At 60.6% G+C, this 14,531-nt stretch carries 5 protein-coding genes; 2 read left to right on the forward strand and 3 right to left on the reverse strand.

Going from position 1 to position 14,531, the window contains the following annotated elements:
• Nucleotides 1–27: 27 nt before the first annotated feature.
• Together mscK and QWI18_RS05205 are read right to left on the reverse strand one after the other, a co-directional pair.
• Nucleotides 28–3,396: a mechanosensitive channel MscK gene (gene mscK, locus QWI18_RS05200; protein ID WP_369318340.1), complete on the reverse strand. Its 3,369-nt coding sequence runs from the start codon at nucleotides 3,394–3,396 to the stop codon at nucleotides 28–30.
• A gap of 36 nt (nucleotides 3,397–3,432) precedes the next feature.
• On the reverse strand, nucleotides 3,433–5,175 hold the full coding sequence (locus QWI18_RS05205; RefSeq protein WP_065986589.1) for a potassium/proton antiporter: 1,743 nt from the start codon (nucleotides 5,173–5,175) through the stop codon (nucleotides 3,433–3,435).
• Nucleotides 5,176–5,441: 266 nt separating this feature from the next.
• Here QWI18_RS05205 and QWI18_RS05210 point away from each other — a divergent pair, with 266 nt between their 5' ends.
• Together QWI18_RS05210 and QWI18_RS05215 are read left to right on the forward strand one after the other, a co-directional pair.
• A complete protein-coding gene (locus tag QWI18_RS05210; protein ID WP_369318341.1) occupies nucleotides 5,442–8,033 on the forward strand; it encodes a DUF6543 domain-containing protein in 2,592 nt (863 codons plus the stop codon).
• Nucleotides 8,034–8,129: 96 nt separating this feature from the next.
• Nucleotides 8,130–12,704 (forward strand): DUF6543 domain-containing protein, encoded by a 4,575-nt coding sequence (locus QWI18_RS05215; protein ID WP_369318342.1) that lies wholly within the window; start codon nucleotides 8,130–8,132, stop codon nucleotides 12,702–12,704.
• Between the two features lie 16 nt (nucleotides 12,705–12,720).
• On the opposite strand, the gene QWI18_RS05220 is transcribed toward QWI18_RS05215, so the two are convergent.
• Nucleotides 12,721–14,523, reverse strand: coding sequence for an acyl-CoA dehydrogenase (locus QWI18_RS05220; protein ID WP_369318343.1), 1,803 nt, complete (start codon nucleotides 14,521–14,523; stop codon nucleotides 12,721–12,723).
• Between the last annotated feature and the right edge of the window lie 8 nt (nucleotides 14,524–14,531).

The raw sequence follows: 14,531 nt of genomic DNA on the forward strand, positions 1-14,531 counted from the left end.
CCGACCATTCTGCTGGGTTTTCCATGGTCAGTCGAGCCTGACTTCGGGCGGCTCCGGAGCATCTTTTGGCGCTGGAGGCACAACAGTGGTCGGCGTGATGGTTTTCTGCTCGGGCTCGACCGGCACCATCTTGTACTCCTGTCCCTGCATATTCTTGAGGTAAACCTCCATCTGCCGGAACGAGATATTGATGTGCTGCTTCTTGAATTCCTTGTTGATGAACCGGTTGATCTCGTCGAGCACTGGATTGCGGTCGCCCAAGTCACGCACATGCATGCGCAGCTCGTGGTCGAGGGTGCTTTCACCGAAATTGAGGAAGTAAACGATCGGTTCGGGCTCTTTCAAGACCCGCGGATTATCACGGGCGGCCTTGAGCAGCAGGCTGCGCACCAGGTCCAGATCCGAGCCGTAATCCACGCCCAGCTTCAGCGTCACGCGGGTGATCGTGTCGGTCAGCGACCAGTTGATCAGTTGTCCGGTGATGAACGTCTTGTTCGGGACAATGATGTCCTTGCGGTCGAAGTCAGTAATGGTGGTCGCGCGGATGCGGATCTTGCTCACCGTACCCGACAGGGCGCCAATGGTGATCGTGTCGCCGATCCGCACCGGGCGTTCGAACAGGATCATGATCCCGGAGATGAAGTTGGCGAAGATCTCCTGCATGCCGAAACCCAGGCCCAGTGACAGCGCCGCCACCAGCCATTGCAGCTTGTCCCAGCTCACGCCGAGGGCCGACAGCGTGGAGACAAACCCCACGCCGACGATGGTGTACGACAGCAATGTGGTGGTCGCGTACGAACTGCCCTGCTTGAGGTTGAGCTTCGACAGCACCAACACTTCCAGTAGGCCCGGCAAGTTGCCGGCGAGCACGAAGGTAATGCCGATGATCACCAGCGCGCCGATCAAGTCGCCCAGGCTGATCGGCACCATGCTGATGTTGGCGCCGGTACCGCTGGTGTATTCGTACAGCGTGATGTTATCGAGGTACGAGAACACCGAAATCAGGTCGGCCCAGACGAAGTAGAGCGCGCCGATGAAGCCTGCGATGAGTGCCAGACGAATCAGTCGCAGCGACTGCTGGTTGACCTGCTCGATGTCCAGCGTCGGCTCTTCGATCAGTGTTTCGCCTTCTCCGGCTTCTTTCGCGGCCTGACGCTTGCTCAGCGCACGCTGATACGCCAGACGGCGCGCGGCGACGCTCAGCCCGCGCACGAAGGCGGCTTCGATGACCAGCCACAGCATCAGCAGGTACAGCGTGTCGATCAGGCGATCACTGAGCTTCAGCGCGGTGTAGTAATAGCCAAAGCACACGGCGACGAACAGCGCGACGGGCAGGGCGGTAAAGGCCAGCCCCACTGCGCGGCGAAACAGTGAAGCGCTGTGGTGGGTCGGGCTGGTGAGCAGCAGGCGCGCGAGCAGCCAAGTCATCAGGGCGTAGCACGTCAGCACCACGGCGATGCCGATCACGTCGTCGGCCAGCGCTGAAGGTTCGTGCTCGGCCACCGCGACCACTGTCACCAGCGCCAGCACCACAAGCCCCAGACGACGGATCCAGCCGCGCAGGAATTCCACTTGCGGTTTTTCCCAGCGGAAGTGCAATTGCGCCACGCCGCCCGGCGCGAGAATCCGGTAGGCGGTGTAGAACACCAGCCAGGCCAGCGCCACTTGCAGCAGTGCCGAACCCAGATTGATGTTCTGCCCGCGGGCGTCGATCTGCAGCGCGAATGCACACACCGCCAGGGTCAGCGACAACGGCATCGCCAGCAGCACGTTGATGAAAATGGCCAGCGGCGTCTGCCACTGCCGGTCCCGTTTGAAGTGGCCGATGTCGGCGTGCAGTCGATTGAGCTTGTCGTACAGCGCCTTGCGTTTCCACATCAGCGCGCCGATCACCAGAAACAGCGGCAGGAAGATCAGCGGACGCTGGGTCAGTCCGTCGTAGAGCTCGCTGACGCTGGACGTCCAGGGCAGGGTGGTCACCTGTTTGACGAGTCGCGGCTGAATACGCTCGAACCACTCCAGGTCCAGCGGCTTGTTGCTCGGAATCCAGAACATCTGCTCATCAAGGGTGGCTCGCAGGCTGTTGGCCGTGCTGACCAGCTGTTTCTGATTGAGCTGCAGGGTGATGGATTCGTTGAGCAGCGCACTGAGCTCGCGGTTCAGCCGCTCGAGCAGGTCGCTGCGCGTGGTCGCCAGATCAAGCAGCGTCTTGCGCAGCGCAGGCGTGACGTCTTCCGGCTTCTGCGTCGCCAGCAGCGTGTCGACGTAAGCGCTTGGGCTGCTCATCTGCTCGCGCTGCTGATTGACCTCGAATTGGTACAGGCGAATGTCGGCGATTTCGTCAGCCAGGCCGCTGTCGAGCTTGAGCTTGGGCAGCGACTGCTTCTGTTTGTAGAGGATTTTCGACAGCAGCAGGCTGCCGCTCAACACGTTGATCTGCTCGTCCAGCGCCTGATCGGTTTGCGTGATGGCATCCAGCTGGGTCTTGGTTTTCAGGTTCTGCTGGGTCAGCTCGTTGAGGCGGTCTGTGCCGCGCAGCAGGTAGTCCGAGAGCTTGAGGTTGGCGGCGCTTTCGGTCGCCAGCAGGCTGCTGCCGCCTGCTTTCTGCGCTTCGAGGGACAACTGCGCCACGGTTTCCTGGGACTGGGCGCGACGCTTCTCGTTGATCAGCGTTTGCAGGTCCTGGATTTCCTGATCCTGGCGATTGACCTTTTCCGTGAGCAAATCGCGCTGGCTGCCGCCGAGGTCCTGCAACTGGCTGTTGCCGGCGAGCTCCTGACGACGCAGGGCAATCAATGCATTCAACGAGGCCTGTTCAGCGTTCAAGGCGTTGCGCTGGTCGGCGTTGATGGTCTTGCCACCGTCCTTGCCGGACTTGAGGATGCTGTTAATGGCCTGAATGCGCGTCTGGCTGCTGCTGATCTCGGCCTGGGCGCGCTCTGGTCTGGTTTGCGCAGTGATGGTCAGGCTGTTGGCATCATTGAGGGCTTTCTGCAGATCAGCCTGCTGGGCGCTGCGCTGACTCAGTACTTGCTCAAGCTGCGGCACGTCCAGATTGGCGTAACGCTGCGCGACCGGTATGACTTTGCTGGCTTTGAGCTTGGTCAGCTCGCGCTGGTTCTCGGTGGTCTGTCGGGGTGCATCGGCAAGCTGCTTTTTAAGGTCTTCCAGCTTCTGCTGGTTGTCCTTCTGGCTGGACAGAAACGTCAGCGTCTGTTCCAACACCTGCTGCAGCGCTTTCTGGTCGTCAGCGGTCAGCTTGCGGTCGGCGATCTTGTCCAGACTGCGCTGGACGGCCTCGCTGGACAGGGGGGGCGTATCGGCGGCATGCGCCGGTACGGACGACAGGCAAAGCCCAAGCAGGGCCGAGGCAAAAAGGTTTCGCAGCGTGAACATAGACACCGGGTCGAGCGAGCAGAAATGGGGGGCAGTTTAAAGGAACAGCCCGGGGCCCGGGCGGCTTCCTTCGGGGAATCTGACGCCCACTTTGAGGATCTTGTTCCCGTCCATAACCGCAACCGTCCAAATAGTTCCATTCCATTCGATCTGGTCGCCCACGATCGGCGCGCCGCGATTCTTCTGAATGATGAACTGACTCAGCGGCATCCCCGGATCCAGCCCGTCAAGTTTCAGGCCGTAGAGTGCCGCGACAGCCCCCAGCTCAGCGTCTCCTTCGAGAACGAAGTCGCCGAAGAAACGCAGATCCAGACCCCGCTGCGGCGCCTGACTGAACAGCTTGCCGAGGGCAGGAAGGTCGTGTTCGTGGCCGATGACGCACAGCAGATCGCCGACTTCCAGCACCGTACTACCCGACGGGTGGAGCAGTTGCTGACCACGGAACAGCGCTGCGATCCGCGTGCCTTCGGGCATTTTCAGCTCACGCAACGCGGCGCCGATGCACCACTTTTCGGCGCCAAGGCGATACACGAACAGCTCCCACTCGCTGGTGACATGCACCTCCAGAGCCGCGCGGGAAATCGGCGCCGGATCAGGCGGCACCGTCACTTTCAGCCATTTCGCCACCCACGGCAGGCTCGTGCCCTGAACCAGCAGCGACACCAGCACGATGAAGAACGCGAGGTTGAAGTACAGCTGCGCATGGGGCAGGCCGGCCATCAGCGGGAACACCGCCAGAATGATCGGTACCGCGCCGCGCAAGCCTACCCAGGCGATAAAGGCTTTTTCGCGACCGTGGAACACCCGGAAGGGCAGAAGCCCCGCCAGCACCGACAGCGGCCGCGCCACCAGAATCATCCACAGCGCCAGGCCCAGCGCCGGCAGCGCAATCGGCAGCAAGTCGTGGGGCGTGACCAGCAGACCCAGCACCAGGAACATGCCGATCTGCGCCAGCCAGGCCATGCCGTCGAGCATGTGCAGAATGCCGTGGCGGCTGCGAATCGGCTTGTTGCCCAGTACCAGACCGCACAGGTAAACCGCGAGGAAGCCGCTGCCGTGGATGGCGTTGGTCAGTGCGAAGACGACGAGACCACCGGCGACCACCAGGATTGGGTACAGGCCGTTGGCCAGATTAATCCGGTTGACCAGCTGCAGCATGATCCAGCCGCCGCCCAGCCCGATGATGCCGCCGATGCCGAATTCCTGAATCAGGTGGCCCAGCAGGCTCCAGTGCAGGCCGGTCTGTCCGCTGGACAACATGTCGATCAACGTGACCGTGAGGAACACCGCCATCGGGTCGTTGCTGCCGGATTCGATTTCAAGGCTGGCGGTCACCCGCTCGTTGAGGCCTTTGCCGCCCAGCAGCGAGAACACGGCGGCGGCGTCTGTGGAACCGACGATGGCGCCGATCAACAGGCCCTGGATGATGTTCAGGTCAAACAGCCAGGCGGCAACCATGCCGGTCAGCCCCGTGGTGATCAGCACCCCGACCGTCGCCAGCGACAAGGCGGGCCAAAGTGCAACCCGGAAGCTCGCCACCCGCGTGCGCAAGCCGCCATCGAGCAGGATGACCGCCAGCGCCAGGTTGCCGACCAGATAGGCCGTTGGGTAATTATCGAAGATGATGCCGCCGCCATCGACGCCCGCCACCATGCCGACGGCGAGGATGATCACCAGAATGGGAATGCCGAGGCGGGAGGACAGCGAGCTGACCAGAATACTTGCACCCACCAGCAACGCGCCGATCAGGAACAGGCTGTTGATGGTCGTGGCATCCAAGGGCGGTACTCCAGAAACGAATTCGAACAAACGAGGGCGCGAACTGACCATGCAGTCCGCGTGCCAAGGGATTTAACCTGTTGAATTGCATGGCTGTCAAAGCGTAATTCCAGATGGGTGGACTAATGTTGCCGCAGGGCCCGTCCTGCTACTCGCATGCCGCTGTGCATACACGTTTCCCAGATGACGGCGGTAATACCTATTTATGCCAGTCACTGGCGTGGACTCTGGTCACCTTCTGTTTCTATCCAGAAGAAGTGATCACCATGAACGTACAAGCCCACCCATTACCCGAATCGGATGAGCGTCAGCTCAAAAAAATGGCGAGCCGTTATGTCGCCGATTACCCCGATCTCAACGCGCTGGCGAGGTCCGCTGCGCAGAACATCCTTTTCAGGCACACCGGTAAGCATCTGGATCCTGATCAGGTGTATTGGCATCGTTTCTCAACCGCCAGCAGCAGTTCACGGTCTTTTACCGGATGGCAGCATGCCGGTAAGGCGGTGAAGTCGATGACCATGACCGAGTTGGTGATTCGCCGTTTCGACGTTAGCGAGCAGCAAGCCCCGGACGAGCTGGCGGTGTATGGAGGTTTCTACACCGACGGCCCCGAACATGGCGTTTTCAACGAACAGAATGAAGTGCGCATGCTTCCGGCAGAGGTGCTCAACGATTTCTGGGCCCTCGATTTCAGTGCGGGCTACCGGCGCCAGATGGACCGGTTCTGGGCTCAGCACAGCGACAACTTCTGTGTGCTTGCCAAGGTGCGCTACCTGGCGTCTGCGGGAGAAAGCCTGAGCAGAGGTCTGTTGTCGGTGACGGATTTCGACAGGCTGCGCAGCGTCCTGACTGCCGGGGGTGACTCTGTGACGCTTGAGCAGCTGCGTGAGCCCGCGCCTGCGACGTCAGCGGTATCGGTGTTCCATCTGGAACTGGGCGCGTTCAAGGCTCGGGACATTTTGCGTGTTGTCGATGAGGGTGGCCGTCAGATCCTCTATGTCTGCGGTGCGCAAACCCCTTTCTACTGCTTCGATACCCATCAACAGGTGTACGAATGGTTGAAGGCGCAGTTCCTTTCCCTTGGCACTCGAGAGGCTATTTGCGCTCGCTTTCTGCATTCGGCGAGCGATTGGGACACGCACCGCGGTGCGTTTCAGCGCGATGTGACTCAGCTGCTGATGAGCGACCACGATAACGCGGGGGTCGATCGACTCGTCAATCGCGGGGCGGCACCGATTCCGGGTGATCCGTTCGCCTATCTTCGTGATGTCGCCCGTCACGACATGACCGCTGACGCCACCACCCTGTTGACCGATAACAGCGATCTTCGCAAGCAGATCTGGCTGGGGTATCTGAACGCCTTTCTCTCCGTGTTCGGCAATCTGGCGCCGCTGGGTTGGCCGCTGGCATTGGCTGTGGTGGGCGCGAGCCTGATCAGCACCGGATTGAGCATCGATCAGGCGGTCAACGCTAAAAACGCCGAACAACGCAGGCGGGGTATCTTGGGCGCCATCGCCAGCGCTATTTATCTGTTCGTGAACCTGCCGCTGCTGTCGCGCCTGGGAGCTGATGTCAGGGAACCCATGAGGCCCCGAAGCCCAACGGGGCTGAGCGCAGGTGCCGATGCCATGCCGACTCCCGTGGCCACCGATCCTTTGTCCGGCATGAGCAACAACGTTGTCCTTGAATCGCTGACGCCGGTCTCGGAGCAAGGGCTCCATGAAGGGACATATCGGCTGGGCAATGGCGAGACATGGGCGTTCATCGACGGGCAGGCGCATCGTTTGAGCCTCGATGAAAGCCTGGGCAGCTGGGTCATCGTCGATCCCCAGAACCCGTTTGCGTTCAGTGGCAGATGCCCGGTTCGGTTCGATGGGCAAGGCCGGTGGGAACGGCTTCCCATCCCGGGCCTTGCTGGCGGTGCACCCATGGACGCCGGCGCCCTGGCGGTCACTTCGCCGCCTGCGACGCCCTTTTCCAGCGTGCAATCGGCATTCTGGGATCGCTTCATGCAGCTCAACCTGTTTGATGAGCAGCTGTATTCCGAGGCCGCTCTGGCCCGGCAAAAGGCCGTGGTGGAAGTGTTCTGCATGGAGCCACAGGAAATAGTCTCGACCGACTCCGAGGGTGAAGACGTGCATTTTGATCAGTGGGGCGCCAGGCATCGCGTGTTCAAGACCGCAGACGGTGAATACGTCGGCTCTTCCATCAAGCACTACACCCACGAAGACGATGCGTATAACCAGTTTTTGCGAACCGGCGTGGCGATCTATTCCGATCAAGTCGCGCTGGTACAAAAGCTCGTCGAGGACGTCAGCACGCTGGGGTACAACAACGACGTCGCACTGTATCGCGGCGGCAGTGGGGCGCGTGGGACGTCGGGGGCCTTTTTTCGCACCGGCGAGGTGACCGTGGGCGATGTGCTGGTCAATACCGACATCACCTCGTTCAGCGAAAATCCCTATCAGGCGCGCACTTTTGCCAGCAGTCAGGCAGGCGCCCATGCCAGTGCCACGAATACCCCGGTCCGTTTCGACGACACCAGCGTGGTGTTTGTGCTGCCGGAAAAACAGTACTTGAGCGCGGCACCCATCGCGCCGTTCTCCGCGAGTCCGGACGAGGCTGAGGCTATCTTTTTGCCCGGGCACTATTTTCAGATCGACAGCATCGAGCAAGTGATCGGGACGTTTTACCGGTTCATGAAAGTACAGCTGCGCGAAGTCACCGGTCCGGTCCCGGGCCGAAAGTTGCTTGACATGCGAACCGCAGAGCCTTTCAGTCGCCAGGGTTACGCGACCCGACTGGGAAGCGCCGGGCGGGTGTTGGTCGATTGTTTTTTCCCGTCTCAACAACCCTGAACTGCCTGCTCATTTCGTAAGCAATAATTATCTATGGTGGCCCGGCGTGCCTGTCGGTGGACTCTAAGGGCTCACTCACTGACAGGATGTCGGGTTATGAAAGACAGAAAGGATACGACCGCTCTGCAGCGCAGAGCTGACGCGCCTGGGCGCAGCCGCGACAGCTCGCGACCTTCGGGCTGGGGTGGCCAGCGAGGCGAAGACTGGGGAGACAGTGGCTGGAATGAGCCACCCGTGCCGCGCGACCAAGACGGGTGGCCCGTCGAGCCTGCCCCCGGGAAAGAAGTCGACGCTCACGCCACGCTGCTGAGCGACTGGCTCGGTCAGCAGCACGTGCGGTACGAATCGCCCCATGACTACGCACGCACGCAGGCGCAAGCCTACCTGCTCCAGCACTTCCCGGAAGAAACTGACCCTGATGAATTGCTGATCACCACGCTGTACCTCAATGGTCAGGATGCTGCGCCCCAGCGAGCCAACATCGCTCACGCCTTCACGCTGACCGACGCGCTGATGCATAACTGGCAGCAGGCAGGTAACGGCGACTGGTTTGATCATCTGGGTCACGTGCAGTCATATCGCGAGGGAGGGTATCCCGCACGTGTCTCGCCCACGCCTCTGAACCTTCCGGATTGTTTCGCCTATGAGGCCGTTTATCGCAGAACCTCCCCGCAGCGATTTGATGCCTCCACCCACACGTCCATCGACCCCAAGGCGTTCAAGGCCTTCGTCTGGGATAACGCATTGCTCGATCACTACGAGAGGACGCTCGACACGTTCTGGGAACAGCATGGCGGTGACTACAACCTGCTTCTCAAGGCTGCCTTGCTCAAGTCAGCCTACATCCAGCATTCCGAAGGCTCGATGAGCCAGGAGGACAAAGCGCTGGTGCTCAAGTCCCTGGGCCTCGATCCGTCACAAGCCTGGGAGCAACTGACATTCGAATCATTCCGCGATGCACCTCTTTCCCATGCGTTCACGTTCCGCGAACTCATTCTGTATCGCTATGCAGCGACCGACATCATTGTGATCAGGGATGAACAGACAGGCCGGCTAGTGGTTTATATCCCCGGCAACTCGTCGCCTTTTCATGGCTTCAACGATCTCACAGCGCTACAGAACTGGATCGCGCTGCAGTGTAAAGACACCCGCAAACGGCAGGCCCTGGAGCGTCACTTCAAACTTGAAGACGACAGCGACGGTCTTTTTCTGAGCGGTCTCCATACTACGCTGGCCGGTCTTGCGGTCTTTCCGCACCTGCTGAACGGTGCGACAGGCAGTTGGCCCCCTTATCGGGAGATCGCGCTCGGTGCCGCACTTTCCCCTTGGCCGTTTTCCCACTTTCGCCAAAGCCTGCAGGATCGGCAGCGCTCTGATGCGGCGCTGAGTATTCGCACGCAAAGCGACTACCGCAAAGAGGTGCTCGCGCAGCGGTTGTCCACCGCCATCAGCGTCACGGGAGCCGTCGCAATGGTCGTGCCCGAGCTGTGGCTGCCATTGGCGGCGATGTCGGTCGCGCTTCTGGGGCTAGGGGCAGACGAGGTGATCGAGGGCAAGACCTATGAAGAACGAAAAAACGGTGTTGGCCGCCTTGTCTTCGGTGTTTTGAATGCGGTGCCGGCCATTGCCCAGGGCGCCGTGGAGATTATTGACGCGGCGGCTGCGGCGCAGCGTGCAGGCGAAGTCGTTCCGGGTGCGGCAGATGAAGTGGGGCAGGTGATCGACAGTCGGAGCGCCGAGCAGAAAGCGGCAGCGTCTGCACAACAGCAGGAGATCGATGAGGAGATTGCGCAGCAGGCGCACGAGCGAGCCAACGAAGATGCAAGCGCACGAGAGGCCCGACTGGCGCAGGAAGAGCACAGTCGCCTGCTGCGCAAAACCCAGCACGAAGCAGGTTATGACAGCGCGAAGGCGTTTGGTGTTGAGCCAGAGGGCCTTCGATCGTTGCCCCCACGTTTACGGGCGGAACTGACCAGGTTCGAGTACAGCGAGCCCCTTGATCTTTCGGGCAGCTGGACACGCGATGACGTCGGCGCCGTTTACAAGGCCGTCGATCCAGCGTCAGGCGAGACCGTTTATTTCGCCAGGATTCATTCGAAGATCTACCGGGTCGAGCGGGTCGACTCGGTCAAGCAGTACCGGATTTTCTCTCCCGAAGATGCGGCCATCAAAGGTCCTTATATCAAGCGCCTTAATGGATTCTATTCAGACCTGGACCTGAGGCCAGGACTGCGGGGAGGGGAAAGCTATGGCGATGCCGTCACAGCGGCTTCCACGAAAGACCAGGGCGTGACTGCGCCTGTCGAGCGCGTTCGGGCACAGCCCCGGGTTCAGATCGATGTGCCGATGGACGGCATTGAGCAGAGGACGCTGACTGACAGTTCCGGTCATCAGGTCCATCGGTTTTACGCCATGAATACGCCGGAAGGTACGGGCGTTTATTATGATGCTGACGTCGCGTGCTGGAGACATAAAGTCACTGAGGAGCTGCTTTGGCTGGATAACAACGGCAAGTGGAGCGTGGGGGACGAGCGTCGTTATCTGAGCGTCAAAGGCCGCCTTCGCGCCGGTGTGAATGACACGGTTTACACATTTCCGCGGCTGCCAGGCGTGTCTGCGAAGTCTTTGCCCATCGATCGTACGATTCATCAGATCTGGCTAGGCGATGGATTGCCCGGACCACACCTGATCGAAACGATCAAACAGAACATCAGGACCAGTCCGGATCTCAAGTTCGCACTTCATGTCGATATCGATTACTCCGCAACAGTGGACGGCTTGACCGCCGAGCAGCAGTTGCAGGCTGAATTTTCCAGCTTTCCCCAGATGACCATTTCGAGCCTCCAGGACGAGCAGTTCTTCGATGGCTTTTCCCTGTACGAGCAGGAAAGTGCCGAGCCGTACGCCTACTTCCGGCATGGCCAGAACCAGAACCTTGCGGCCGCTGCGGATGTGCTCAGGTACCGCCTGATCAGGGAGTACGGGGGCATCTACATGGATTGCGATGATGTCCTGGCCCAGTCGTTCAAGGGCCAGGCACTTGCCGCAGGCCCTTCCGATGTGCTGGTGGGCAGGTCAGTCAGCTCCGAAACGCTCATGCACGTCGGCCCTGCAAACAGTCACTTTGCCAGCCATCGGGATAATCCGGTGCTCAGAGCGATGGAGACAGCGTTGCACCAGAGATTCAAGCTGGGGGAAGAGGCGTTGAGGGCCCTCAAACATTCGTCCTCGGACGCCAAGAGGTATCTCGCCGAAGTGTCCCGTATCACGGGACCCGGTTTGTTCCTGGACGTCATTAAGTCGTCCCGGCCCGATTATGCGGGGCTGCTGACCGGAAACTATCGGGCGACCAGCAACATACTCTCCGTCGCGTATTCGGAACGTCTGGAGGAAGTGGAGCGGTTTTATCTGCCCTTCGCCAACCGACTGAAAATCGAGCCGGGTGGCGAAAACCTCCGGGGAGAGGCGGCGGGCCCCACTGAGGGCGTCTCGATCGTTGATCTGCCCGAGGTCCTGCCACCGACCCAGAGTGGTTTCCTGCAGCCGGATGCCCCCGCGATCAAGGTGGCGATTCCCATCGACGGCGTCAGCACGTCTGGCGGGCGTTATTCGATCATGATCGATGGCAGACAGCGCGGGGTCATTTACGATGACGACGCGAAAACCTGGAAGCTTCCGGGCACCGACTCAAGAGGGCTGAGGCTGGACCAGAATGGAGACTGGCAGTCGCGAAGCGTGCTGGATGAACCCCAGCCTATCAACCCGCACGCCAACGTCGAGGTGGTCGAACTGCCACGGCTGCCCACGATGCCCACTCACCTCAAGCCGATACCGAGAAAGATTCACTACATCTGGGTGGGCGATCAGCCGCTGGAGGAAGCCCGCATGGAAAACCTCATCAGAAACGCAAATCGCAGCCCGGATTTTCAGTCTGTTTTGCATGTGGATGTCGACAGTCAGGAAACGCTGAATCGCATTCGCGCAAGCGTGAAAAGTCGTGCGCCGTCGCTGGCGGTGTCGAACCTGCAGGATGAGAATTTCTTCGCCGCGTTCCTTCGCGGCAGGCATCAGGCGCTGTATCGCGAGGCACGAGGCGGTGCAGGTAAAAACTATGCTGCCGCCTCCGACATCCTCCGTTATCCCCTGATCGACGCCTACGGAGGCATCTACATGGACTCCGATGATGTGCTGACCGCTTCCATCAACGGTGTTCATCTTGAGGCGGCCCATGGCGACTTGCTGCTCGGCAAAGCGGTTGCTGTGCCCTCGCTGGATTTTCGCGGCTATGGCAATAGCCTGTTCGCCAGTCATGCGGGAAACCCTGTGCTTGCTCGTCTCAGCGAAGAGCTGGCCTTGCGAAACCAGGCGCAGCCCGGGTTTTTCGAGACGCCCCCTCCCACGGTTGATCGTTCCACGCCGGTCACCGAGTTGCTGACCTCGCAGGCGATGAAGGGGTACCGCAAAACCGTGTTCGAGCTGACGGGCCCGGCGCTGTTCAACGATGTGTTGCGAGAGCAGCGGCCGGACTACTATCACCTGGGCATCGATCCGCCCAGTCACCTGCCCGTTCGCTCCGCCGCGTTTCAGCGGCAGCTGGAAGCATTGCAGGATCACTTCTTCCCGTTCAAACGCAAAGCGCCTGTCGAAATCGGAAATGGACACGACTGGTAGCAGGTGAGCGCGGCACTCAGAACCACGCGTCGTGCATCGTCAGGCACGCATCATCCCGGCGCTCGAGGATCGCCAGTTCATGATGGCAGCCCGGTACTTCCCATGTCAGGAAGTACCGGGCGGCCTGCAACTTGCCCTTGTAGAAGTCGCTATCGGCTTCGTCGTTCTTCTCCAACCCTTCCTGGGCGCGAATCGCCTGCGCCAGCCAGCGCCAGCCAATCACTGCGTGCCCGAACGCCTTCATGTACAGCGCCGAGTTGGCCAGTGTCGCGTTGACCTTGCCCTGGCCCAGATCGGTGAGCAATCCAAGGGTGACCCCTTGCAGGCGGGTGACCAGTTGCTCCAAGGGTTGTCGCAATACCGTCAGCGATTCATGGGCCTGCGCGCGCTCGCAGGTATCAGCGATCAAACGAATCAGTTGCTTGAGCCCGGCGCCTCCGTTTTGCGCCAGTTTCCGGCCCAGCAGGTCAAGCGACTGAATGCCGTGGGTGCCTTCATGAATCGGGTTCAGGCGGTTGTCGCGGTAATACTGCTCCACCGGGTACTCCCGGGTGTAACCATGGCCGCCGAGAATCTGGATCGCCAGTTCGTTGGCCTTCAGGCAAAACTCCGAGGGCCAGGACTTGACGATGGGCGTCAGCAGGTCGAGCAGCTCGTGGGCGTGTTTGCGCACCTCCTCGCTCTCGCCCGTTTGCGTGTCGTCGAACAGGCGAGCGGCGTACAGACCCAGGTCAAACGAGCCTTCGACGTAGGCTTTTTGCGTCAACAGCATACGTTTCACGTCGGCGTGCTGAATGATCGACACCGGCGCGCCGTCCGGTGACTTGCTGTCAGGCAGTCGGCCCTGGGGGCGTTCGCGGGCGTATTCCAGTGAATACAGATAACCGGCATAACCCAGCATGACTGCGCCCATGCCGACGCCGATGCGCGCCTCGTTCATCATCTGAAACATGCAGCTGAGGCCTTGATGGGGCTTACCAACCAAGTAGCCGACGCAGTTGCCGTTGTCGCCGAAGTTCAGCGCGGTAGACGTGGTGCCGCGCCAGCCCATCTTGTGAAACAGGCCGGCCAAGAGGACGTCGTTGCGCTCACCGAGGCTGCCGTCGTCGTTAACCAGAAACTTGGGGACGATGAACAGGGAAATGCCTTTAACGCCCGCTGGTGCGTCGGGCAGTTTGGCGAGGACCAGGTGGACGATGTTTTCGGAGAGCGGGTGATCGCCGCCCGAGATAAAGATCTTGTTGCCGCGCAGGCGATAGCTGCCGTCTGCGGCGGGCTCGGCGCGGGTGCGGATGTCTGACAGCGACGAGCCCGCGTGGGGCTCGGTCAAAGCCATAGTGCCGGAGAAGCGACCCTCGATCATCGGTTGCAAAAAGCGACGCTTTTGCTCGTCGGTGCCGAAGTTTTCGATCAGATTTGCCGCGCCCATGGTCAGGAAGGGGTAGGACGCCGTCGCGGCATTGGCGGACTGGAAGTGGGCAAAGCAGGCCTGAGAAAGCAGGGTCGGCAGCTGCATGCCACCGGCTTCAAAGTCCCGGGCGGCATTGAGAAAACCAGCCTCGAGGAAAGCGTCCACGGCGGGTTTTACTTCCGGGATCAGCACCGCTGCGCCGTTCTCATAGCGCGGCTCGTTCTCGTCGTTTTTACGGTTGTGGGGCGCGAAGTATTTCTCCGCGACGTTGCGTGCCGTGCTGATCGCCGCATCGAAGGTTTCCCGACTGTGCTCTGCGAAACGCTCGCGTTGGGTCAGCGCCTCGGCGTCCAGCACTTCATACAGCTCGAAAGCCAGATTGCGGGAACTGAGCAGCGTCTCGGACATGGCGGCGT

The sequence above is a fragment of the Pseudomonas sp. W2Oct36 genome (assembly GCF_041060465.1).
Classification (GTDB): domain Bacteria; phylum Pseudomonadota; class Gammaproteobacteria; order Pseudomonadales; family Pseudomonadaceae; genus Aquipseudomonas; species Aquipseudomonas graminis_B.